19 protein-coding genes are annotated in these 23,920 nt (G+C 72.9%); 10 read left to right on the plus strand and 9 right to left on the minus strand.

Going from position 1 to position 23,920, the window contains the following annotated elements:
* The 3 genes from BU197_RS13845 to BU197_RS13855 form a co-directional block, all read left to right on the plus strand.
* The coding region (locus BU197_RS13845; protein WP_188268560.1) for a hypothetical protein at positions 1-414 on the plus strand (414 nt) is incomplete at its 5' end.
* A gap of 104 nt (positions 415-518) precedes the next feature.
* Positions 519-1,322, plus strand: coding sequence for a TIGR04222 domain-containing membrane protein (locus BU197_RS13850; protein ID WP_188268561.1), 804 nt, complete (start codon positions 519-521; stop codon positions 1,320-1,322).
* 19 nt (positions 1,323-1,341) lie between these two features.
* The gene (locus BU197_RS13855) at positions 1,342-1,863 is read left to right on the plus strand and encodes a GNAT family N-acetyltransferase (protein ID WP_188268562.1); all 522 of its coding nucleotides are present in this window, start codon (positions 1,342-1,344) and stop codon (positions 1,861-1,863) included.
* A 118-nt stretch (positions 1,864-1,981) separates the two neighbouring features.
* On the opposite strand, the gene BU197_RS13860 is transcribed toward BU197_RS13855, so the two are convergent.
* Positions 1,982-3,583 (minus strand): AMP-binding protein, encoded by a 1,602-nt coding sequence (locus BU197_RS13860; RefSeq protein WP_188268563.1) that lies wholly within the window; start codon positions 3,581-3,583, stop codon positions 1,982-1,984.
* Positions 3,580-5,265 carry an AMP-binding protein gene (locus tag BU197_RS13865; protein WP_223182620.1) on the minus strand — a complete coding sequence of 562 codons (1,686 nt, stop codon included), beginning with the start codon at positions 5,263-5,265 and terminating at the stop codon, positions 3,580-3,582. The genes BU197_RS13860 and BU197_RS13865 overlap by 4 nt, the downstream gene beginning before the upstream one ends.
* Before the next feature lie 118 nt (positions 5,266-5,383).
* Between BU197_RS13865 and BU197_RS13870 the strand changes: the two genes are divergently transcribed.
* Positions 5,384-6,208, plus strand: coding sequence for a response regulator transcription factor (locus BU197_RS13870; RefSeq protein ID WP_188268564.1), 825 nt, complete (start codon positions 5,384-5,386; stop codon positions 6,206-6,208).
* A 32-nt stretch (positions 6,209-6,240) separates the two neighbouring features.
* On the opposite strand, the gene BU197_RS13875 is transcribed toward BU197_RS13870, so the two are convergent.
* Entirely contained in the window at positions 6,241-7,401 is a 1,161-nt protein-coding gene (locus BU197_RS13875) for a winged helix DNA-binding domain-containing protein (RefSeq protein WP_188268565.1), read from the minus strand.
* A gap of 141 nt (positions 7,402-7,542) precedes the next feature.
* Positions 7,543-8,550 (minus strand): LacI family DNA-binding transcriptional regulator, encoded by a 1,008-nt coding sequence (locus BU197_RS13880; protein WP_317452053.1) that lies wholly within the window; start codon positions 8,548-8,550, stop codon positions 7,543-7,545.
* Positions 8,551-8,931: 381 nt separating this feature from the next.
* Between BU197_RS13880 and BU197_RS13885 the strand changes: the two genes are divergently transcribed.
* From BU197_RS13885 to BU197_RS13895, 3 genes are all read left to right on the plus strand, one after another.
* Complete coding sequence (locus tag BU197_RS13885; RefSeq protein WP_188268567.1) at positions 8,932-10,155, plus strand: MFS transporter; 1,224 nt, start codon at positions 8,932-8,934, stop codon at positions 10,153-10,155.
* A gap of 103 nt (positions 10,156-10,258) precedes the next feature.
* On the plus strand, positions 10,259-12,778 hold the full coding sequence (locus BU197_RS13890) for a beta-glucosidase family protein (RefSeq protein ID WP_188268568.1): 2,520 nt from the start codon (positions 10,259-10,261) through the stop codon (positions 12,776-12,778).
* A gap of 120 nt (positions 12,779-12,898) precedes the next feature.
* Complete coding sequence (locus BU197_RS13895) at positions 12,899-14,575, plus strand: FAD-binding dehydrogenase (protein ID WP_188268569.1); 1,677 nt, start codon at positions 12,899-12,901, stop codon at positions 14,573-14,575.
* A 130-nt stretch (positions 14,576-14,705) separates the two neighbouring features.
* On the opposite strand, the gene BU197_RS13900 is transcribed toward BU197_RS13895, so the two are convergent.
* From BU197_RS13900 to BU197_RS13920, 5 genes are all read right to left on the minus strand, one after another.
* Positions 14,706-16,145, minus strand: a complete 1,440-nt coding sequence (locus BU197_RS13900; RefSeq protein ID WP_188268570.1) for a sulfatase-like hydrolase/transferase — start codon at positions 16,143-16,145, stop codon at positions 14,706-14,708.
* 142 nt (positions 16,146-16,287) lie between these two features.
* Entirely contained in the window at positions 16,288-17,865 is a 1,578-nt protein-coding gene (locus BU197_RS13905) for a sulfatase (protein ID WP_188268571.1), read from the minus strand.
* 216 nt (positions 17,866-18,081) lie between these two features.
* The gene (locus tag BU197_RS13910; protein WP_188268572.1) at positions 18,082-18,651 is read right to left on the minus strand and encodes a PadR family transcriptional regulator; all 570 of its coding nucleotides are present in this window, start codon (positions 18,649-18,651) and stop codon (positions 18,082-18,084) included.
* A 71-nt stretch (positions 18,652-18,722) separates the two neighbouring features.
* Complete coding sequence (locus tag BU197_RS13915; protein WP_188268573.1) at positions 18,723-19,703, minus strand: formylglycine-generating enzyme family protein; 981 nt, start codon at positions 19,701-19,703, stop codon at positions 18,723-18,725.
* A 315-nt stretch (positions 19,704-20,018) separates the two neighbouring features.
* The gene (locus BU197_RS13920) at positions 20,019-20,624 is read right to left on the minus strand and encodes a TlpA disulfide reductase family protein (protein ID WP_188268574.1); all 606 of its coding nucleotides are present in this window, start codon (positions 20,622-20,624) and stop codon (positions 20,019-20,021) included.
* Between the two features lie 134 nt (positions 20,625-20,758).
* Here BU197_RS13920 and BU197_RS13925 point away from each other — a divergent pair, with 134 nt between their 5' ends.
* The 3 genes from BU197_RS13925 to BU197_RS13935 all read left to right on the plus strand — a co-directional run bounded on the left by BU197_RS13925 (position 20,759) and on the right by BU197_RS13935 (position 23,862).
* Complete coding sequence (locus tag BU197_RS13925) at positions 20,759-20,941, plus strand: hypothetical protein (protein ID WP_188268751.1); 183 nt, start codon at positions 20,759-20,761, stop codon at positions 20,939-20,941.
* Between the two features lie 215 nt (positions 20,942-21,156).
* A complete protein-coding gene (locus tag BU197_RS13930) occupies positions 21,157-23,118 on the plus strand; it encodes an amino acid transporter (protein WP_188268575.1) in 1,962 nt (653 codons plus the stop codon).
* 216 nt (positions 23,119-23,334) lie between these two features.
* Positions 23,335-23,862 carry a hypothetical protein gene (locus BU197_RS13935; RefSeq protein WP_188268576.1) on the plus strand — a complete coding sequence of 176 codons (528 nt, stop codon included), beginning with the start codon at positions 23,335-23,337 and terminating at the stop codon, positions 23,860-23,862.
* Positions 23,863-23,920 lie beyond the last annotated feature (58 nt).

Consider the following 23,920-nt stretch of genomic DNA (forward strand, 5'->3'; position numbering starts at 1 on the left):
CCGCCGACCGGCGCCGCCCGGCCGGCGCCGGGGCGCGGGGTGTTCCGGCCCGTGACCATCCGGACCTCCCGGGACGCGGTCGCCGCCGCAGCCGGGTATCTGCGCTGGCTCGGCTTCCGGGAGGTGGTCCAGCCGGAGGAGCGGCCCGCGTCCGGAATCGACCTGCGGGGTCCCGGACTCGTCGCGCAGGTCGACCCGAGCACCCGGCCGACCGGGCTCCGGGCGGTCGAATGCCTCTGGCTCAACGGACTGAGCGCCCCCGCCGTGAGCGTCTTCTTCTCCCTCGCCGGATACACGCCCGAGGCGCGCTCGCGGGCGACCGAGATCGGGCTGCCGCTGTTCGTGCTCGATCTGACGGGCACCCCGCAGCCGGTGAACGGACCGGCAGACGATCTGGCGGCGAGTGGCCCCTGAACCGGAGGCGCTCCGGCGCCCACAACTCCTCGGCATGCGAAACCGGCCATTCACGCGTGACGATCACGCTCCCCCGGGCACAACATCCTCGGGGGGTGGGCGTCATGCCGACGGGGATGTGGTGGTTCATCGGAGCGACCTGCGGACAGTTGCTGCTCGCGGCCGTACTGCTGCGAACCCGCAGCAGGGGAAGCGGAACCGGAGATCCGCCACCACCCCAGGCCCTGGCCCTGCTGCGGGGTGGACGGCAGGCGGCCGTCACGGTGGCCCTGGTGGCGCTGCACCAGCGCGGAGCGGTCGCGGCGGGTCGCAAACATACGATTCGGGCCAATGGCGGTCCGGGCCGCACCCGGGACCCTGTGCAGCTCGGGGTGCACGGGGCCCTTCACCGGGCCTTCCGGCTGCGGGACCTCGCGCACCGGCCCGAGGCGCGGCGGGCGGTGGACGCGCTCAGCGGCGAGCTGCGGGGAGCGGGGCTGCTGCGGCCCAGGACCCGGCTGTGGGGGGCGCGGATGCTGCTGGGCTGCGTACCGCTGACGGTCCTCGCGGGGGCGTACGCGACGCAGGCGCCGGGGACGAGTCCGGCGGGGGCGCTCGCGGCGGGGGCGCTGCCGGTGCTCGCGGCGGTCGCGCTGCTGCGGCTGCCGTCGGCGACCCCGGCGGCGCGGCGGCTGCTCGCGGGGCTGCGGGAGCGGCATCCGCTGCCCGCGCACCGGCGGGAGGTGACGGACGGCGGGCAGGTCCAGCTGTACGTGGCGCTCTACGGGGACCCGGCGCTCTCGCTGTTCCTGCCGAGGTTCTCGCGGGACGGCGGGCTCCTCGACCGGCGCCGGGAGACGGGCAGGTTCCGGTCACCCGGCGGTCGGGACGGGGGCTCCGGGCGGGGTGCGGTCGGCGGAGGGTGCTGAGGCCGCGCCATACTGTCGTATGCGTATCAGAGCGGCCGTATCGGCTGAACTTCCGCTGCTCCAGGACATCGAACGGGCGGCGGGCGAACCCTTCCGCGAGCTGGGCATGGCGGCGATCGCGGACGACGATCCCCTCCCCCTCGACGTCCTTGAGTCGTATCGCGAGGACGGTCGGGCGTGGGTCGCGGTGGACCTGGCCGATCGCCCGAGGGGGTATCTGCTGACCGACACGGTGGACGGCGCGGCCCATATCGAGCAGGTGTCGGTGCATCCGGATGTGTCCCGCCGGGGAGTGGGCCGGGAGTTGATCGAGTATCTGGCGGCGGTGGCACGGGAGCGGGGTCTTTCGGCGCTGACGCTGACCACGTTCACCGAGGTGCCGTGGAACGCCCCGTACTACCACCGGCTCGGTTTCCGTCCGCTGGCCAAGGCGGACCCGGAGCTGACGGAGGGGCTGCGGGCGATCAGCGCGGCGGAGGCGGCCCATGGCCTCTCGGCGTGGCCGCGCGTCTGCATGCGGCGGGCTCTGGCGCGCCCCTGAGACGGCCCCGGCGGGGAGGGGACGGCGCCCCGGAGCACCCCGCGCGCTCCGGGGCGACCACCTAAGGGACCTTCCCCCTAAGGGCCCCCCGCGCCCGCCCGAGGGACCCGGGCCACCCTCAGGGCGTCCCGTCCCCCTCCCCGTAGCGCTCCCTCAGTTCCACCTTGCGCACCTTGCCGCTCACGGTCATCGGGAATTCCGTGAGGATCTCCAGGCGGCGGGGGATCTTGTAGTGGGCGAGGCGGTCGCGGCAGAAGGCGGTGAGGTCGTCGAGGGTGGGTGGGGCGGCGGGGTCGCGGGGGATCACGCAGGCGAGGATCTCCTCCCCGTAGCGCTCGTCGGGGACGCCCACGACCTGGACGTCGGCGATGGCGGGGTGTCCGTAGAGGAACTCCTCGATCTCGCGCGGGTAGACGTTCTCGCCGCCCCTGATGATCATGTCCTTGATGCGTCCGACGATCCGGACGTAGCCGTCGTCCCGCATCTCGGCCAGGTCTCCGGTGTGCATCCAGCGTCCGGTGTCGATCGCCTCGGCGGTCTTCGCAGGCTCGTCCCAGTAGCCGAGCATCACCCCGTAGCCCCGGGTGCACAGCTCCCCCGCCGTGCCGCGCTCCACGGTGAGCCCGGTCGCCGGGTCGACGACCTTCACCTCGACGTGCGGCATGACCCGGCCGACCGTGCCGGTCCGCCGTTCCAGGTCGTCGTCGCGGCGGGTCTGGGTGGAGACGGGCGAGGTCTCCGTCATGCCGTAACAGATGGACACCTCCGCCATGTTCATCTCGGCGACGACCCGCTTCATCACCTCCTCCGGGCAGGGCGAGCCCGCCATGATCCCGGTGCGGAGGGTGGAGAGGTCGTAGGAGGCGAAGTCGGGGAGGTTCAGTTCGGCGATGAACATGGTCGGCACCCCGTAGAGGGAGGTGCAGCGTTCCTCCTGGACCGCGCGGAGGGTGGCCGCCGGGTCGAAGGAGGACGCGGGGATCACCATGCAGGCGCCGTGCGAGGTGGCGGCCAGGTTCCCCATGACCATGCCGAAGCAGTGGTAGAAGGGCACCGGGATGCAGATCCGGTCCTGTTCGTCGTAGGCGATCATCTCGCCGACGAAGTAACCGTTGTTGAGGATGTTGTGGTGGGAGAGGGTGGCCCCCTTGGGGAAGCCCGTCGTGCCCGAGGTGTACTGGATGTTGACCGGCTCGTCGCAGGAGAGCGGCTCGGGCACGAGGTCCCCGGGCGTGCGGGTGAGAAAGGCGTCCCAGCCCGGGTCGCCGAAGTAGACCGCTTCCTTCAACTCCGGGCACTGACCCCGGACTTCCTCCACCATCGCCCGGTAGTCGCTGGTCTTGTGGGCGAGCGAGGCGAAGAGCAGCGAGATCCCCGCCTGGCGCAGGACGTACGCCAACTCGTGGGCCCGGTAGGCGGGGTTGATGTTGACCATGATGGCGCCGATGCGGGCGGTGGCGTACTGGACGAGGATCCACTCGGCGCAGTTCACGGCCCAGATGCCGACACGGTCGCCCTTGCGGACCCCGCTGCCGAGCAGGGAGCCCGCGAGCCGGTCGACGTCCGCGCCGAACCGCTCGTACGTCCAGCGGCGCCCGGTCGGCACGTCGACGAGCGCCTCCCGCTGCGGCCAGGCGGCGACGGCGCGGTCGAGGTTGGCCCCGATGGTGTCGCCGAGGAGCGGGGTGGTGGAGACCCCGTGGGCGTACGAGAGCGTCATGCGAGGTCTCCCTCGGCGTACTCGGTGCCGCCGCCCTCGGCCGTCAGCCGGCGCAGTTCCACGCGCCGGATCTTGCCCGAGACCGTCTTGGGCAGTTCGGCGAACTCGATGCGCCGGACGCGCTTGTAGGGGGCGAGGACCTCGCGGGAGTGCGCGAAGAGGATCCTCGCGGTCTCCTCGGTGGGCTCCCAGCCCGCCGCGAGGACGACGTACGCCTTGGGGACGGCGAGCCGCAGCGGGTCCGGCGCGGGGACGACGGCGGCTTCGGCGACCGCCTCGTGTTCGAGCAGGGCGCTCTCCAGCTCGAAGGGGCTGATCTTGTAGTCCGATGCCTTGAATACGTCGTCAGCACGTCCGATATAGAAGATATATCCCGCTTCGTCCCGCGAGCCGATGTCCCCGGTGCGGTAGTAGCCGCCCGCCATGGCCTCCGCCGTACGCTCCGGGTCGCCGTGGTATCCGGTCATGAGGCCCACCGGGGCGGCGGACAGGTCCAGACAGATCTCGCCCTCCTCGACGTCCGGCCGGCCGGTCACCGGGTCGACCAGGGTGACCCGGAAACCGGGGCTCGGGCGCCCCATGGAGCCCTCCTTGAGCGGCTGGCCGGGGCTGTTGGAGACCTGCACGGCGGTCTCGGTCTGCCCGAAGCCGTCCCGGATGGTGACACCCCAGGAGCGCCGCACCGACTCGATGACCTCGGGATTCAGCGGCTCGCCCGCCGCGACGACCTCGCGCGGCGGAGTCTTCAGACGGGTCAGGTCGGCCTGGATCAGCATCCGCCACACCGTCGGCGGGGCGCAGAAGCTGGTGACGCCGTTGCGGTCCATCTCGTCCATGAGCCGGGCCGGGTCGAAGCGCGTGTAGTTGTGGATGAAGACGGTCGCCTCGGCGTTCCACGGGGCGAAGAGATTGGACCAGGCGTGCTTGGCCCAGCCGGGCGAGGAGATGTTGAGGTGCACGTCGCCGGGCTGGAGACCGATCCAGTACATCGTCGACAGATGCCCGACCGGGTACGAGGTGTGGGTGTGCTCGACCAGCTTGGGGCGGGCGGTCGTGCCGGAGGTGAAGTACAGCATCAGGGTGTCGTCGGCGCGGGTCTCGCCGTCGGGCTCGAACACCTCGGACGCGTCGGCGGAGTGCTCGTACCCCAGCCAGTCCACCCCGTCCCCGCCCACGGCGATCCGCGTGTACGTGCCGGGCACGTCGTCGAACTTCGCGGTGTCCTCGGCGCGCACGACGACATGCCGGGCGCGCCCCCGCTCGACGCGGTCGCGCAGGTCGGCGGGGCCGAGCAGCGGGGTGGCGGGGATGAGGACGGCCCGCAGCTTCATCGCGGCGAGCGCGGTCTCCCACAGCTCGGCCTGGTTGCCCAGCATCACGATGATCCGGTCGCCCGCGCGGACGCCCTGGGCGCGCAGCCAGTTCGCGACCCGGTTGGAGCGGGCGGACATCTCGGCGAAGCCGACCCTGGTCTCCCGCCCGTCCTCCTCCACGATGTGCAGGGCGGTCCTGTCGTTGCCCTCGGCGATGACGTCGAACCAGTCGAGCGCCCAGTTGAACCGGTCCGACCGGGGCCAGGAGAAGCCCTCGTAGGCCGTCTCGTAGTCCTCGCGATGCCGGAGCAGGAAGTCCCGGGCGGCCCGGAACCTCTCCGTCGCGCTGGTCACGCTCGTGTCCGTCATGCGTCCTCCTCGTTGCGGGACCGGTACCGGACATCGTGTAATCAGTGACCCAGGTCTCACCACCCCCGTTCGGGGGTGAACCCTGGGGGAACGGTGCGCGGCGGCGAAGGAGAGTGCGGTGCGTGAGCACGTCGAGTCGGTGGAACTGCGGGGTGCGCTGCTCCGGCTGCGCCGTGCCACCGGACTCCCGGTCGTCTTCGGCGGGCTGCTCCACGAGGGGCGGGCGCTGCGGATCGCCGAGCTGAACGGGGCGGTGACCCCGGCGCTCCAGGGCCTGGCGATCTCGACGGGCTCCGGTCTCGGAGGGAAGTGCCTGGCCCTGTCCCGGCCGTGCGCGGTGACGGACTACCCCTCGGCGCCCCACATCACGCACGAGTACGACGGGCCGGTGACGGCGGAGGGGCTGCGCTCGGTGGTCGCGGTGCCCGTGGTCGTCCGCCGGAAGGTGCGCGGGGTGCTGTACGGGGCGCTGCGCGAGTCGCTGCCGATCGGGGAGCGGGTCTTCGACGCGGCGGTGGCCGCCGCCCGGGACGTGGAGCAGGCGCTGGCCGTGGGCGACGAGGCCCGCAGCCTGCTCGCGTCCCCGCCGGGACCGCCGACCGGCCCGTCCTGGGAGGAGGTGCGGCAGGCGTACGGGGAACTGCGCGAGCTGGCACCCCGGGTCGCCGACGCCGATCTGCGGGAACGGCTCCTCGCGGTCTGCGGCCGTCTGGAGACGGCCTCAGGGTCGACCGGCGCCGCCCCCGGGGTGGCCCTGACGCCGCGCGAGAAGGACATCCTGGCGGCGGTGGCGTCGGGGGCGACGAACGCGACGGCGGCGGCGCGGCTCGGGCTGCGCCCGGAGACGGTGAAGGGCTATCTGCGCTCGGCGATGCGGAAGCTGGGCGCGCACACGCGGACGGAGGCGGTGGCGGCGGCCCGCCGGGCGGGCGCGCTGCCGTAGACCGTGTGTGCCGGGGCCCGGGGACCAGAGCCTCAGGAGGTCGTGAACCGGATGTCGTACGGGATGCCCTCGGGGTTCGTGAGCCGCAGGGTCCGTTCGGCCTCGGCGAGCAGGGCGGCGCGCAGGGCGCGTCCGACCGGGACGAACGGCTCGATGCTCAGGGTGGTGCGCTGCCGGGTCTCCTCCAGGTGCCAGATGCCGCCGAGGAAACCGTCGGCGAGGAAGACGCGGTAGGGCTGGTTGCCCTTCCAGGTACGGGAGCGGTGCTCGGCTCCGACGACCCGGCTCCGGTCGGCGTGGGAGAGGAGCGCGTTGTCGTACTCGGGCAGGAAGCGGGGCGGGGCGGGGGTGTCCTCGTCGGGGCGGGGCGCTTCGGGCAGGTCGAAGAGTTCGGTGCCGCGTTCGCTCCGGAAGACGAGGAGCCGGGGCCTGAGCCGCTCGAAGGCGGTGCTCAGACCGGTCAGTCCGCACCAGGTCTGCATATCGCGGACGGAGGCGGGTCCGAAGGCGGCGAGATAGCGCAGGACGGTGTCGTCGAGTCCGGCGGCTTCCCGCTCCGGGGCCGGGACGGCGGCGTCGCGTTCGGCGGCTGCCCGCCCCGGGGCGTCGAACCAGCGGTCGGTGGTGGTGAGGGAGACCTGCCCGGAGCGGCGCCAGAGGCCGCGCGGAGTGACCTGGACGAGGGGGAGCAGACAGCGGGCGGCGACGGAGAGGGACTGCGGGTCGGCCTCGGGCCACTCCTTGAGCAGTTCCTCGCGCAGTTCCTTGGGGGTGCGGGGCCGCTCCTCGACGAGGGCGCGGGAGCGGGCGGCGAGCCGGTCGAGGCCGACGCCGTCGAGGCCGCCGCGGGAGACGAAGACGGCCAGCTCCCGGTCGACGGCCCCGGTCTGGGCGAGCCGCCGGAGGGCGACGGCGTCCCGGGCGGTGTGGGTGTGCACGGTGGAGCGCAGGGTGACGATACGGGCGACGGCGCGGGACTCCATGAGCGCCGACAGCTCCTCGGGCCGGAAGCCTTCGAGGCGGGCGGCGAGCGCGTAGTACGGCGGCTTGGGGTTCTGCGCCTGGAGCCCGACGAGACGCTCGACGGCCTCGGCCGCTCCCATGGGGGCCCGCTCCAGGAGGAGCTGCCGGTGGAGGGTGGCGCGGTTCAGGGCGCGGGTGCCGAGCACGGGGTGGATCGTCTTGGGGGCCATGCGCGGCACGCTACTCGGGCTCGCGGACAGGTCCTGTCCGCCTGGGGGCCGTGGGGAGTCCGGGTCTCCCGTAGGGCCCGGTCGGGGAGTCCGGGTCTCCCGTAGGGCCCGGTCCCGCCCCGGCGCCCCGCCTCGGTCCCCTCAGGCCGACCCCCGGCGGATGAGCCTCGGGCGGCCGGTCTCCGCGAAGTCCGGGGACAGGTCCTCGCCCCTGAGGAGCTGTTCGATGGCGGAGGCGACCGCCGCCGCGCCTTCGACCGGGTCGAGATAGGTCGTGGTGAGGCCCGGCCTGAGGGCCGCGCCGAGCGGGTGGTTGTCGGTGCCGACCACGGCGATGTCCCGCGGCACCCGGAGCCCCGCGTCGGCGAGTGCCTGGAGGAGGACGAGGGCGAACTCGTCGTTGTACGCGTAGACGGCGTCCGGTCGGCGCGCCGGGTCGCGCCAGAGGTCGACCGCCCGCGCGAGGCTGTCGGTGGTCAGTTCGCAGTCGACCCGCTGGACGGGGACGCCCGCGTCGCCCGCGACCTTCGTCACGGCGTCGAAGCGGTCGCGGGCGAACGCGGCGATGTCGCCGCCCGGGACGAGGCAGGCGAGGCGGCGGTGGCCCCGCTCCAGGAGGTAGCGGGCGGCGAGTTCGGCGACCGAGACGCCGTCGAGGACGGCGGTCGGCGCGTACGGCACCGGGCGGCGGGCTTCGAGGAGGACGTGGTCGACGCCCGCGCGCCGGAGCAGGTCGACCGCCTCCTCGGGGCACCGGTCGGCCGCGACGAGCACGGCGGCGGGCCGGTGCTCGGCCCAGCGGCGCGCCCCGGCGACTCCGCTCGCCTCGCGGTCGCCGTGGATGAGCAGGGTGAGTCCGCGCGCGGTCAGCTCCCGGTCGAGGATCTCCAGGTACGTGGTGCGGGCGTGCGAGAGCGGCAGGCGCGGCATGGGGAAGAGCACGATGTTGCTGCGTCCGGCCCGGAGCATCCGTGCGGAGGCGTTCGGGGTGTAGCCGAGTTCGCGCACGGCGTCGAGGACCCGGTGGCGGGTCTCCTCGCTGATGGGCCGGGACCGGTCGTCGTTGAGGACCGAGGAGACGGTGGTGCGGGAGACTCCGGCGAGGCGGGCGACATCGGCGCTCGTCGGGCGGCGCGGGGCGGGGCTCACGTCCGGTCGGTTCCTCTCGGGCGCTCGGCGAGCGGGCCCATCGAGCGATGGACACGTGTCCATCACGTTTCCCTCATCTTACGGCCCGCCGAAAAGAATCTCACCTTCCGCCCTTGTTTCGGCCAAGGAAGGCATGCCAGTCTGACGCCACACCACATGGACACGTGTCCACCCATGAATGGACACGTGCCCATGTGCTCTTTCCGGGCGGTCGTCGCGGCCGTACGCCCCTCATGCCGCCGCCCGGACCCCCTCGAACCACCCCGATCCCCCGGAGGCGTCCTCATGGACACGGCCGATCCCGCAGCGCCCGCAGTCGGCGGTGTCGCCCCAGCGACCCCCGGGACCCCTGGGACCCCGGCGGCACCAGGGGGCCCGCCGGTGCCGTCCCGGGCCGGGGCCGGTTTCATCACCTCCCTGACCGGCGCCTACTTCGGCACCTGGCTGGCGCTGCTGCCCGCCGCGCAGATCACGCTCGCCCTGCGCGTCCAGCAGATCGCCCCCGACAACAAGGCGGGGGTCCTCTCCCTCGTCCTGTCCGCGGGCGCCGTCGTCGCCCTGCTCGGCCAGAACGTCTTCGGGCTGCTCTCCGACCGGACCACCAGCCGGTTCGGGATGCGGCGGCCCTGGATCGCCGCCGGTGCCGTCTCCGGCGCCCTCAGCCTCCTCCTGCTCGCCAACGCCTCCAGCGTCCCCGTGCTCGTCGTGGCCTGGGCCCTGACCCAGCTGACCTTCAACGCGCTGCTGGCCGGGCTCAACCCCGTCGTCCTCGACCAGGTGCCCTCCTCGCAGATCGGCCGGGTCGCCGCCCTCGTCGGTCTCACCACCCAGCTGGGCGTGGCCGGCGGCGCCTTCCTCGTCCAGGCGCTGCTGCCCGACCTGACCCTGGCCCTGCTCGTCCCCGCCCTGGTCTGCCTGGTGGGCACCGGCGTACTCCTGAAGGTCCTGCCCGACCGGCGGCTCGCGCGGGCCGACCGCCCGCCGATGACCTGGCGGACCTTGCTGCGCGCCTACTGGGTCAGCCCGCGCCGGGCGCCCGACTTCGCCTGGGCGTGGCTCTCCCGCTTCCTGGTCGGCTTCGGCAACGTGACCCTGAGCAGCTATCAGACGTACTTCCTCATGGACCGCTTCGGGTACGACGAGGACTCCATCGGCGGTGTCGTCTTCCAGGCGCTGCTGGTGAACGCCATCGGGGTGGTCCTGGCCAGTCTGGTCTTCGGGGCGCTGTCGGACCGGATGGGCAGGCGCAAGCCCTTCGTCCTGCTCTCCGCGATCGTGCTCGCCCTGGCCCACGTGCTGGCCACGTTCGCCCCGTCGCTCGGCTGGTACCTCGCGGCGACCGCCCTCGCGGGCATCGCGGGCGGCTGCTACCTCGCCGTCGATCTGGCCCTCGTCGCCCAGGTCCTGCCCTCGCGCGCCGACACCGGCAAGGACATGAGCGTCTTCCATCTGGCGCAGGTGCTGCCGCAGTCGGTGGCGCCCGTGGTCGCCCCGGTCTTCCTCGCCCTCGGCGGCGGGGACAACTACGCGGCCTTCTTCCTCGCCGGGGCGGTCATCGGCCTGGTCGGAGCCGTGTGCACCCAGCGGATCAAGTCCGTCAGCTGAGCCCTCCCCCGAAGAGCCCCCCCCTTCCCCGGCATCCGCCCCACACCCGGACTCGCACCCGCACCCGCACCCGCACCCGCACCCGACGAGAAAGCACCCCACCATGGCCACCCCCACCGACCCGCTCACCGATCCCCTCGCGCCCCCGCACGCCGACGCCTCCCCCGGGCCGTACGCGGACGTCGTGGACGCGGCGCTCGCCCGCCTCGACCTGGACGCCAAGGCCCGGCTGCTCTCCGGCCAGGACCTGTGGTCGCTGCCCGCCCTGCCCGAGATCGGGCTCGCCTCCCTGGTCATGTCCGACGGCCCGGTCGGCGTACGCGGCTCCGGCTGGTCGCCCGACGACCCGTCGCTGACGCTGCCGAGCCCCACCGCGCTCGCCGCGAGCTGGGATCCGGAACTGGCCAGGCGCGCCGGGCGGGTCCTGGCCCAGGAGGCCCACCGCAAGGGCGTCCACGTCCTGCTCGCCCCGACGGTCAATCTGCACCGCTCCCCGCTGGGCGGCCGGCACTTCGAGGCGTACTCCGAGGACCCGCTGCTCACCGCCCGGATCGGCACCGGCTACGTCACCGGCGTCCAGGAAGGCGGGGTCGCCGCCACGGTCAAGCACTTCGTCGCCAACGACGCCGAGACCGAGCGGTTCACCGTCGACAACCACGTCGACGAGCGCACCCTGCGGGAGCTGTACCTGGCCCCCTTCGAGGAGATCATCGCCGCCGCGAACCCGTGGCTGGTGATGTCCGCGTACAACTCGGTCAACGGCCCCACCATGACCGAACACCGTGACCTCCAGGTCGGCGTCCTGCGCGAGGAGTGGGGCTACGACGGCGTCGTCGTCTCCGACTGGCTGGCCGCCCGCGACACCGTACGGGCGATCGACGGCGGTCTGGACGTGGCCATGCCCGGCCCCAGCACGGTCTTCGGTCCCGCGCTCGCCGCCGCCGTCCGCGCGGGCACGGTGGCCGAGGAGACCGTCGACGCCGCCGCCCGCCGGGTCCTGCTGCTCGCCGCCCGGCTCGGGCTCCTCGCGGGCGCCGCCCCGGTCGTGCCCGCCGCCCTGCGGCCCGCGCCGGCCGACGGGACGGCGTGCGCCCGCGAGATCGCCGCCCGCTCCTTCGTCCTCCTCCGCAACGAGCAGGACGTCCTGCCGCTCGCGCAGGACCCGGCCGGAACGGACGGCATCGCGCTCATCGGGCACGCCGCCCGGCACGCCCGCATCCTGGGCGGCGGCTCGGCGACCGTCTTCCCCGGCGCCGTCGTCACCCCGCTGGACGGGCTGCGGGCCGCCCTTCCCGAGGGCACCCCGCTCACCTGGGTGCGGGGCGCCGACCTCAGCGACGGTCTGTCCCCCGCCGCCGACGGCTTCACCCTGCGGGCCGTCCTGCGGGACGCGCGCGGCGCCGTCCTCGCCGAGCAGCCCCTGCCCGACGGGCGCATCCGGTGGATGGCCGAGACCCTGCCCGGCGGCGCCGACTTCGACGCCCTGGAGACCGTGGAACTGACCGGCACCTTCGTCCCCCGGAGCGACGGACCGCACGAGTTCGGCACGCGCGGGCTCGGCGCCTTCCACCTCACCGTCGGCGACACCACGCTCTACGACGGGATCCACCGCCCCGCCGACGCCGACCCGCTGGCCGTCATCACCGGCCCCCCGGTCCCGCGCGGCACCGTGGACCTGACCGCCGGGGAGCCCGTCGAGATCAGCCTCCTCGCCGCCACCCCGAAGATGGAGTACGGCTCCCTGCGCGGAGTCACCTTCGGGCTCGCCCACCGCGAACCCGTCGGCGAGGACGAGGAGTTGATCGAGGAGGCCGTGGCCGCTGCCGCCGCCGCCCACACCGCGGTCGTCGTCGTGGCCACCACGGAGACCGTGGAGAGCGAGGGCTTCGACCGCACCTCCCTGCGGCTGCCCGGACGGCAGGACGAACTGGTCGCCCGGGTCGCCGCCGCCAACCCCCGTACCGTCGTCGTGGTCAACGCGGGCGCGCCCGTCGAGATGCCGTGGCGCGAGGACGTCGCCGCGATCCTGCTCACCTGGTTCCCCGGCGAGCAGGGCGGCGCCGCCCTCGCCGACGTCCTGCTCGGGCGCGATGAGCCCTCCGGCAGGCTCCCCACCACCTGGCCCGGCCGTCTCGACGAGGCCCCCGTCCACCGGGTCACCCCGCACGAGGGCGTCCTCCCGTACGAGGAGGAGGGGTTCATCGGCTACCGCGCCTGGCAGCGCCACCCGGCCGCACCCGCGTACCCCTTCGGCTTCGGGCTCGGCTACACCGACTGGGAGCACGAGCGGATCGAGACCGTCGACGCCCGCACCGTACGGGTCCGGCTCCGCAACACCGGGCACCGCCAGGGCCGTTCCGTCGTCCAGTTGTACGTCGCTCCCGCCGACCCCGCGACGGCCGACGGCCCGGCGCGGCCCGAGCGCTGGCTCGCGGGCTTCGCCTCCGTCACCGCCGGTCCCGGCGAGAGCGCCGAGGCGACCGTCGCACTGCCCGAGCGGGCGTTCCAGGTCTGGGACACCGCCGACGGTTCCTGGCGGACGCTTCCCGGCAGCTACACCGTCCACGCCGCGCACCACGCGACCGCGCTCACGCTCTCCACCGAGCTGACCGTCACGGGCTGACCCGCACCCCTCGAACGCCGGGGGACCGCACGCCGGGGCAGGGAACCCGACGGCCGGTCCCCCGGCACCCCCGCGCTCCGCCCCTCTCCGGCGGCGGACGTCACGAAGGAGACACGTTCCATGGACGCCGACGTCATCGTCGTCGGAGCCGGGCTCGCGGGCCTGGTCGCCGCGCACGAACTCACCTCACGGGGGCGGCGCGTCGCCCTCGTCGACCAGGAAGGCCCGGCGGACCTCGGCGGCCAGGCCCACTGGTCGTTCGGCGGGCTCTTCCTCGTCGACTCCCCCGAACAGCGCCGCATGGGCGTCCGGGACTCCCTCGCCCTCGCCTGGAGCGACTGGCGGGGCAGCGCCGGGTTCGACCGGCTCGACGACGAGGACGCCCTGGCGGTCCAATGGGCCCGCGCCTACGTCGAGTTCGCCGCCGGGGAGAAACGCTCCTGGCTCACCGGCCACGGCCTCTCCTTCCTGCCCACCGTCGGCTGGGCCGAGCGCGGGGACCTGCGCGCCGACGGACACGGCAACTCCGTCCCCCGTTTCCACGTCACCTGGGGCACCGGCCCCGGTGTCGTCGCCCCCTTCGCGCACAGCGCCCGGGAGGCGGCGGCCGCGGGCCGGCTCGTCTTCCACCACCGCCACCGCGTCGACGAACTCCTCGTGACGGACGGCGCCGTCACGGGCGTACGGGGCGCACTGCTCGCCGAGGACCACTCCCCGCGCGGCGTGGCCACCAACCGGGAGGTGACCGGCGAGTTCACGCTCACCGCGCAGGCGGTCGTCGTCGCCAGCGGCGGCATCGGCGCCGCCCACGACCTCGTGCGCCGCCACTGGCCCGACCGCCTCGGGACCCCGCCCACCCGGATGGTCACGGGCGTCCCCGCCTATGTCGACGGACGGATGCTCGACATCAGCGCGGCGGCGGGCGCGCGTCTGGTCAACAGCGACCGCATGTGGCACTACACCGAGGGGCTGCGGAACTGGGACCCGATCTGGCCCGGCCACGGCATCCGCGTCCTGCCCGGCCCGTCCCCGCTCTGGTTCGACGCCTTGGGCAGGCGCCTCCCCGTGCCCTGTCTGCCCGGCTACGACACCCTGGGCACCCTGCGCCATCTGCGTACGACACCCGATCTCGCCCCGCACGACCACTCGTGGTTCATCGTCACCCAGAAGATCATCGAGAAGGAGTTCGCCCTGTCGGGGTCGGAGCAGAACCCCGACATCACCGGCAAGGACCGCGCCGCCTTCCTCCGCTCCCGGCTCGTCGGCAAGGGCGCGCCCGCCCCCGTGGAGGCGTTCAAGCGGCACGGCGAGGACTTCGTGGTGGCGGACACTCTGGAACGGCTCGTCGCCGGGATGAACCGGCTCACCGAGGAGCCGCTGCTCGACCCGGTGGAGATCCGGCGTCAGATCGAGGCGCGTGACCTCCAGATCTCCCACCCCTTCGCCAAGGACGCCCAGGTCCAGGGCATCCGCAACGCCCGCCGCTATCTCGGCGACCGGCTCGGCCGCGCCGCCGCCCCGCACCGGATCCTCGACCCGGCCGCCGGTCCCCTCATCGGGGTGAAGCTGCACGTCCTGACCCGCAAGACCCTCGGCGGCATCCAGACCGACCTGGACTCCCGGGCCCTCGGCCGGGACGGGCGGCCCGTCGAGGGGCTGTACGCGGCGGGCGAGGTGGCGGGCTTCGGCGGCGGAGGCGCGCACGGCTACAACGCCCTGGAGGGCACCTTCCTCGGCGGCTGTCTGTTCACCGGCCGCCAGGCGGGCCGTGCGGCGGCCCGCGCGACGGGCGCCTGAGCGGCCCTCTCTCCCACGGCCCTCTCCCCCGCGACCCTCTTCCCCAAGGGCCCTTTCCTCAAAGCCCGCACGAGCGCCCGCCCCCGGAGTCTTCCTCCAGGGGCGGGCGCTCGTGCGGGTACCGGTGCCGCTAGCGGGTGCCGGTCCCGGGCAGGTCCACCCGGGGCAGGCGCGGGTCCGGGTCGGCCGGTATGACGTCGGCGGTCTCCACCATCCAGCGCAGCAGGGCGTCGCGCAGCCGCTGCTCGACCTCGGCGTGCTCGCCGAGACCCGCGAGGTTGACCCGCTCCCCCGGGTCGCTCGCCCGGTGGTAAAGCTCGGGCGCCTCGTAGAGCCGCCAGACGTACGTCCACTCGCGGTCCCGTACGGCGACGGCCTTGCCCACCAGGGTCGGGTCCTCGTGCTGGAGGTCGCCCTTGCGGTCGTACGGGAACGAGGGGCGCTCCAGCTGCGGTTCCTCCTCCACGGTGAAGCCGCCCTCGGTGAAGGCGTACCGGCGGTGCTCGGCGGACGGGTCGGCCAGGAGCGGGGTCAGGCTGCGGCCGAAGTGCCGGTGGGGCGCCTCGGCTCCGGCGAGTTCGAGGATGGTGGGCAGGACGTCGATCATCTCCACCATGGAATCGCAGACCCCGCCGCCCGCGAAGCCCGCGCCGCTGATGATCAGGGGATCGCGGGTGATGGAGTCGTGCATGGCCGAGGGCCACTTCTCGATCAGGCCGTGGTCGCCGAGGTATTCGCCGTGGTCGGCGAAGAAGAGGGTCACGGTGTCGTCGGCCGCCCCGGCGGCGGAGACCGCGCTCATCACCCGGCCGAGCTGGTCGTCGAGCCGGGCGATCATGCCGTAGTAGGTGGCCTTGACCTCGCGCCACTGCTCGGGGGTGACCTCCCCGAGGCCGTACCGCTCGCGGATGGCCGCCATGTAGCGGGGTTCGCGCGCCGGGTCGCCGGGGGGCGTGGGGTCGGGCATCTCGTCCCGGTCGCACTGCGAGAACCAGGGCTCCTCCGCCTGGAAGGGGCAGTGCGGTGCGACCATCGGGACGAAGAGCACCCACGGCTGCTCGGGCGGATCGGCGAGCCACCGCTCCGCGCTGCGGGTCGCCGCCTCGTCGTGGTCGATCCGTCCCTCGCCCGACACCTCGCCCCGGTAGAAGAGCCGGGACCAGACGCCGTCGGGGTAGTCCTTCTCCTGGAAGACGTTCGGCGGGGTGGCGAAGCCGTACTCGTGGGCGCTGGCCTCGGTGACGCCGGGGGCGAAGGTGTCGCCCCGGTAGCCCGCCCAGGCCACGTGGTAGCCGGAGTCCTTGAGGATGCGCAGCAGGTTCGGCTCGTGTTCCTTGAGCAGATGGGTGAGGGTGCGGTGGCCCGCGGTGTGCGGGTACCAGCCGGTGAGGATGGACGCGCGGCTGGGCGAGCACACCGGGTGCTGGACGAACGCGTTGGTGAAGCGGGTCCCGCCGGCGGCGAGGGCGTCGATGTGCGGGGTGCTGACGTGCGGGTTGCCGAAGGCGCCGACGGCGTCGGCGCGCAGCTGGTCCGGCATGAAGATCACGAAGTTGGGGCGGGAGGACATGGGGCACCTCTCTTGCGGTGGTTCGGCGCGGGGCTGTGCTGGGTCCGCGCGGTCTCGTGCTCGGTCCGGGCGGTCTCGTGCTGGAAACGCGCGGTCTCGTGCTGGGTCCGGGCGGCTTTTCGCCGGGTCGGGCGGGGGCGGGTCAGCCCTTCTCGACCACGCGTTCGTCGCGGGTCTGGAGGAGGGCCGCCCAGCGGGCCGCGAGTTCGACCGTGCGGGGGCGGTCGGGGGCGTGCCAGGAGACCGGGATGTTCAGATGCGCGAGCCGGGCTTCGAGGTCCTCGGCGAGATGGGCGCGGCCGGTCTCCCTGAGGTGCCGGGCGTAGTGCACGGGATCGGAGTAGTACGTGGGCCCGGTCTGGAGGGTGGCCTGCATGGGGTCGGGCAGGCAGCCCGGCTTCCCGGCGTACTCGTGCAGCCATTCGGCCAGGTGGGAGCGCATGGTGGCGGCGAGTTCCGGCTCTTCGGCGAGCAGGTCCCGGGTCAGGTGGGGGTCTTCGGTGACGTGGAAGAGCTGTTCCCACTCGGCGCGGAAGGAGCCGGGGTGGTAGGTGCGGACGTAGAGGTGGTCGCGGGTGCGGACGGCCCGCTGGTAGGTGTGCGCGCCGTGGCCGAGGACGAGGTAGGGGCGGGACTCGATGACATCGCCGCGGACGGCGGGGGCGAAGGACTCGCCCTGCCAGCCCGCCGGGGCGGGGCCGAGTTCCAGCAGGTCGCAGAGGGTGGGGGCGAGGTCGATGTGGTACAGGAGGGCGTCGTTGCGGCGTGCCTCCTCGGGGAGTCGGTCGGTGACGCCGGGCCAGTACATGATGAGCGGCACCCGGTGGGTGGGCTCGTTGGCCAGGCCGTGTTCCGCGTACGAGCCCTGCTCGCCGAAGGATTCGCCGTGGTCGGCGCTGACGATGACGGCGGTGTCCTCCGCGATGCCCAGTTCCTCCAGGGCTTCCATGAGGCGGCCGAAGTGGTGGTCCCAGTAGTGGATCGCCCCGTCGTAGCCGTTGATCAGGTGCTCGAAGTCGGCGCGGGAGCGGATGGCGTCGGGCATGTTGTGCGGGACGGGTGAACGGCCGCCGCCCACCAGGGAGTAGTGCAGGTCGAGGGCGCTGCGCGGGCCGTAGATCTCGGCGTGGGAGGCGATGGTCTCCTCGTCGGGCCACTCCTGGACGGGTCCCGAGGCCGCCATCTTCTCGGTCCACTCGACGGGCTGGACGTAGTTGGTGTGCGGGTCCCAGTAGGTGAGGTGCAGATACCAGTCGTCCTCGTCGGCGTGGCGCTTGAGCCAGTCGACGGCCGCGCGGTTGACGTCCTCGGCCGCTTCGTCGCCGAGGCGGTCGGTGGCGCGGATGGACTCGCGGAAGTTGCCGTGGAAGAAGTACGCGCGGTGGCGCTCGGCGAAGACGGAGACGGCGGCGGTGTAGTGGCCGCCCCAGCCGAGGAACTGGCCGAGGAGCGGGCGGTCGGGCTCGGGGCCGTGTCCGGAGTCGAGCCGGAACTGCGCGGCGGCCCCGAAGTGCCCGATGACCCCGTTGGTGATGCCGAACTGGCCGCTGGTGAGGGCCGTACGAGAGGGCAGGCAGGGCGAGTCCGAGCAGTAGTAGCGGTCGAAGGTGACCGACTTGTCGGCGAGCTTCTGCAAGTTCGGGGTGGTGGGGCGGTGGTAGCCGTAGGGGGTGGTGTGGTCGGCGCGGAGGGTGTCCACGTCGACGTAGATGATGCGCATGGCGACTCCGAGGCTCCGGTGATACGGGTTTCGGGCAGGGGACTTCACCGGTGCGGCTCGGCGGGGAGGCCGGGCGACCGGTCGTTTCCGGATGACTCGAAGCCGGAGGCGGGTGGAGGGCGGCGGCTCGGCGGTGGCCGGGGAGCGCGGGGCCGCGGGGTGGCGGTGGCCGGGCACGCGGGTGGCGGGCTCGGCGGTGGCCGGGGCGCGGGCGGCTCAGCGGACGCCGAGGCGCCTCTCCAGACGGGCCTTGACGAGTTCGAGCCAGGCGATGTACGAGGCTCCGTGGCTGTAGCCCCGCTCGTGGGCCATGGTGTGGACCTCTTCGATCCAGACCTCGTCGAGTTCGGGGATCTGGGGTTCGTACTTGTCGGGGAAGGGCAGGGAGGGCACGGCGGGGCGCTGGGCGACGCGGTAGGCCAGTTCGGTGTTCACGATGTCGAGGGCGATCTCGGGGCTGACCTGACCGGCGAAGACGAAGCGCAGGGTGAACTCGGGGTCCCGGGGGCGGGGGGAGGGCTCGAAGGGCGAGCGGGCCCAGGCGAGGAAGGCCTGACGGCCCTCCTCGGTGAGCCGGTACACCTTGGCGTCGGGCCTGCCCTCGCGCGGGTCGATGTCGAAGGTGACCTTGCCGTCCTCGACGAGCCGGGCGAGCTTGCGGTAGATCTGCGGCAACTGGACGTCGTATCCGATGAAGCGGCCGGGGCCGGCCATCCAGCGACGCAGGTCGTAGCCGGACAGACGGCGCAGGGTGAGCACTCCGAGGATCACGTAGTCGAGTTGCATCAGCGCTACCTATGTTCGTTGGTACTTATGAACCTGGGGTTCATCCCGATGTCGCGCGCCGTACGGTCCCGTCATGCGGAGGCGACGCAGCGGAAGCCCGCGTGGCCGCTGGTGCTGTCGGGGGTGTTGGCACTGCGCGCGGCCACACGGTAGCGGTTGCAGTAGGAGCGGTGGCACATGTGGGAGCCGCCCTTGATGACCTTGTCGCGGCCGGTGGCGGGTCCGCGCGGGTCCACCAGGGGGCGGGTGGCGGGGTGGTCGGTGGCCCACCAGTCGGCGCACCACTCCCAGACGTTGCCCGCCATGTTGTACAGGCCGTACCCGTTGGGCTCGAAGGCGTCGACGGGGGCGGTGCCCCGGTAGCCGTCCGCCGCCGTGTTCTTCGACGGGAAGGTGCCGCGCCAGATGTCGCAGCGGTAGGTGCCGTCCGGGTCCAGCTCGTCGCCCCACGGGTAGCGCCGGCCCTCAAGACCGCCTCGGGCCGCGTACTCCCACTCCGCCTCGGTCGGCAGCCGCTTCCCTGCCCAGGAGGCGTAGGCGGCGGCATCGTTCCAGGACACGTGGACCACGGGGTGGTCGGCTCGCCCGTCGAGACCGCTTCCCGGGCCCTCGGGGCGGTTCCAGGCGGCTCCGTCCACCCCGCACCACCACGGCGTCCGCTCGGGACGCCCGGCCCCCTTGCGCAGGGCGGCGGGCAGGAACCCGGCGAAGACGTACGACCAGCCGAACCGCTCGGCGTCGGTGACGTGACCGGTAGCGTCGACGAAGGCGGCGAACCGCTCGTTGGTGACGGCGTGGACGTCCATGCGGAACGGTTCGAGCCGTACCGCGCGCACCGGCCCCTCACCGTCGGACGGGAACCCCTCGGCGTCCTCCGCCCCCATCAGGAACTCGCCACCGGACAGCAGCACCATGCCGTCCGTGACGGGCGCGGACCCCTGCGGGGAACCGGGCGCCGACGGCGCCGGAAGGGGCGTCGCGAGGACGGGCGCCCCCCGCCCGGACGAGGGGGTGCAGCAGGGGGCGGCGGCGGTCGGACCGTGCTCGCGCATGACGGGTCTCTCCTTCCGGGAACCGGATCCTCCGGTCTTGGTAGCTATGTTCTAGCGCATATATCCGGGAAAGGCGAGCGTGGGGGGCGGACGGGAGAGGTTCCGCGAGCCGGGGCAGGGGCAGGGGCAGGGGGGAGCGTCCACGAGCCGATGGGTGGACCGTCGGCGCGGCGTGACCCTGGGGCGGGCAGAGGGACTACGTGGCCGTGGGCCGCCGGGAGGGCGCCCCGGCTCTCCCGGCGGGGTGCGCGGCGGGGCGGGCGAGGTGCGGCGGCGTGCCCTGGATCGACCGTCGGCGGCGACGGTCGGCCGGGGTCACTTCTCGGCGGCCACCAGATCGACCAGGAAACGGAGCTTCTCCTCGTCGAGCGCCTGGAGCGCCCGCGCGGCGATCCGGCCCTCGCGGTCCAGCACGACCGTCGAGGGGATGCCGTTGGGGAGCAGGGTGCCCTTGGGGAATCCGTGGAGGATCAGCTTGCCGTAGGGGTCGTAGAGACTCGGGTACGAGATCCCGGCCTCCTCCTCGAAGGCCACCGCGGGCTGCCTGTCGAAGTCCCGGGTGTCGATCCCGACGAACTCCACGCCGTTCGGCTTGAGTTCCCGGGCGACCTTGGCGAAGTGCGGGGCCTCCGCCCGGCACGGCGGACACCAGGACCCCCAGACGTTCAGCACGACGACCTTCCCCTTGAGGTCGGCGACGTCCCACCGCTCGCCGTGCAGCGTCTCGCCCGCCAGCTTCCCGGCCGCCACTCGCCTGTTCTCGGGGACGGTGGCGATTCCGCTCTCCCGGCTGGTCACGAAGTTCGTGACGTCTCCGGCGGACTCGGCTCCCCCGCCGGAATCGCAGGCCGCAAGGACGAGTACGGCCGACAGTGTTCCTGTGACCAGCAGGGCTCTACGTCCGGCACGGCGGGGGCTCATGCCGGGAAGTCTCGCATGGACACCGTCACGGCATGGAGCGAACCGGCCGTGTGCGCCCCGCCCGTCGGGCCGGAGGAGAGAGGACTTCACCCCGCCTCCACCCGGACCTGCCCCGCACGCCCTACAGTCACCCCATGAGCCGACTCGCAGGACGGATGCGTGCCGATCGTCGGGTGCGCCGTGTCTCGACGGTGCTCGCCCTGGGCGCCGTCGCCGGCAGTGGGCTCGGGGCGGTGGCCGAGAGCATATGGCTGCTCGGCGCCGGGGCCTGGCTGCTCATCTCCGCCGTACTCCTGGAGCTCGTCTACCGGCCCTGAGCGGCGGCTCCGGCACCGGCCCCCGACCTGTACGGACCTGCGGGTGTGAGGCATCCGACGTCCGTCGGGGGGATCTTGACGCTTCCCTGACGCCGGGGGCCGGATCGGTGCCTTCAGGGCTGCTTAGGCTGACTCGGCCATCCGTTCGATGGCCGAAATTCCCTTGCCGGAATCCCTTGCCGAAGTCCTTGCCGAGCAGCACCCAGGAGCACCCCATGGCCGCCACACACGACACGCGTACGCGCTCCGGGCGATTGCGCGCGTGGATGCTGGAGGGGCTCTCCGACATGGGCAAGGGCAGGCCCTCCCGGCCCGCCGAGCCCGACCCGGACGCCGGGCGTCACGGTCAGCGCTGGTGGCGGGTGATGTGTCTGACGGGCGTCGACTACTTCTCGACCCTCGGTTATCAGCCGGGCATCGCCGCGCTGGCCGCCGGGCTCCTCTCCCCCGTCGCCACGATCGTCCTCGTCCTCGTGACGCTCGTCGGCGCGCTGCCGGTCTACCGGCGGGTGGCCGAGGAGAGCCCGCACGGCGAGGGGTCGATCGCGATGCTGTCGCGGCTGCTGTCCTTCTGGAAGGGCAAGCTGTTCGTCCTCACCCTGCTGGGCTTCGCCGCGACGGACTTCCTCATCACGATCACCCTGTCCGCCGCCGACGCCTCCACCCACCTGGTGGAGAACCCGCATCTGGCGGACGCCCTGCGGGACAAGCAGATGCTGATCACCATGGTCCTGATCGCCCTGCTCGGCGCCGTCTTCCTGAAGGGTTTCCTGGAGGCGATCGGCGTGGCCGTCGCCCTCGTCGGCGGTTATCTCGCCCTGAACGCGGTCGTCGTGGTCACCGGCCTCTGGCACGTCCTCACCGAGGGCCATGTCGTCACCGACTGGACCGCCGCGCTGACGGCGGAGCACGGCAATGTCTTCGCCATGGTCGGCGTGGCCCTGCTCGTCTTCCCCAAACTGGCGCTCGGCCTGTCCGGTTTCGAGACCGGCGTCGCCGTGATGCCGCACGTCAAGGGCGACCCCGACGACACCGAGGCGCGGCCCACCGGGCGGATCCGGGACACCAAGAAGCTGCTGACGACCGCCGCGTTGATCATGAGCGTGTTCCTGATCTGCACGAGCTTCATCACCACCGTCCTCATCCCGGCGGAGGAGTTCCGCTCCGGCGGGCAGGCCAACGGGCGCGCGCTGGCCTATCTGTCCCACATCTACCTGGGCAACACCTTCGGCACCGTCTACGACGTCGCCACCATCGCCATCCTCTGGTTCGCGGGCGCGTCCGCCATGGCGGGGCTCCTCAACCTGATGCCCCGCTACCTGCCGAAGTACGGCATGGCCCCGCACTGGGCCCGCGCCGTCCGGCCCATGGTCCTCGTCTTCACCCTGGTCGCCTTCCTGGTGACCTGGATCTTCGACGCCGACGTGGACGCGCAGGGCGGGGCGTACGCCACCGGTGTCCTCGTGCTGATCTGCTCGGCCGCCATCGCCGTCACCATCGCCTCCCGCAAGGCCGGACAGCGCCGCTGGGCCGTGGGCTTCGCCGCGATCTCGGCCGTCTTCCTCTACACCACCGTCGTCAATGTGATCGAGCGTCCGGACGGTGTGAAGATCGGCGCCTGCTTCATCGCCGGCATCATCCTCATCTCCCTGCTCTCCCGCCTCGGACGCGCCTTCGAGCTGCGGGTCACCCATGTCGAGCTGGACGCCCTGGCCGAGCGGTTCATCCAGGACGTCTCCCGCCGTACGCCGAGGTTCATCGCCAACGAACCGGGCATGCGGGACGCCGCCGAGTACCGCGACAAGATCGAGCAGATCCGCGTCGACAACGGCCTCACGGCCGTGGAGGACCTCGTCTTCGTCGAGGTGACCGTCACCGACCCCTCGGAGTTCGAGGCGGGTCTCACCGTACGGGGCGAGGTACTGCACGAGCGCTATCGCGTCCTCACGGTGGAGTCGTCCTCGGTCCCGAACGCGCTCGCGGCCCTGCTGCTGCACGCCCGGGACCTCACCGGCGCCCAGCCGCACATCTACTTCGAGTGGACCGAGGGCAACCCCTTCGCCAACTTCCTCCGCTTCTTCCTCTTCGGCCAGGGCGAGATCGCCCCCGTCACCCGCGAGGTCCTGCGCGAGGCGGAGCCGGACCGGTCGCTCCGGCCGCACGTCCACGTCGGGTGAGTCCGTACGGGCCGCTCTGACGCCATGGTGACCCCTATGGCGCCACAGTGGTCACCATGACACCAAGGCGGCCAGCATGGCGCCACCTCCGGAAAGCCCCCACTCTCCCCCAAATGGCACCGCTACGGCCACCCCCTGGCACCCTCCGACACCCCCCCGGCACTCCCTGGCGCCATTCCTCTTGCCATGGCGCCATCGTGGTGTCATTCTTGAGCCATGGACCTCACCCCGTACGTTGACAGTCTTCGCCATGAACTCGGCGTGGCAGCCGAGGCTGGCGGAGAGGAAGCCCGTCTCCTGGCCGAGCGGCTCACCGGCCCGCTCGAATCGGCGATCCGGCTGACCCTGCTCGGCGCCCTGTCGGACGCGATGAACGAGGTCACCCGCGATCTCGCGCCCGGTTCGGTCGACGTACGACTGCGTGGTCTCGACCCCGAGTTCGTGGTCACCCCGCCGCCGGCCGCCGACTCCTTCGCCGAGGCGGACCCTGCCCCCGCGCGGACCCCGGCCCCGGCCCCCGTGGAAGCCGAGGAGGGCACCCCCACCCGTATCAGCTTCCGGCCCCCTGCCCAGCTCAAGCTGCGCGTCGAGGAGGCCGCGAGCCGCGAGGGCCTCTCGATCAACGCCTGGCTGGTACGGGCGGTGGCCACCGCCCTTGAGTCCACGACGGAGCGGGGCCGGAGCGGCACGGCGAGCACGAAGAGCACGACGGCGGGCCAGGGCTTCACCGGCTGGGTCCGCTAGCCGCTCCACCAGCGGCAGCGGCACGGCCGGTGATCACCGGTCATCACCGTCGTATCCA

Source organism: Streptomyces sp. CBMA291 (assembly GCF_014596525.1).
In the GTDB taxonomy this organism is placed as follows: domain Bacteria; phylum Actinomycetota; class Actinomycetes; order Streptomycetales; family Streptomycetaceae; genus Streptomyces.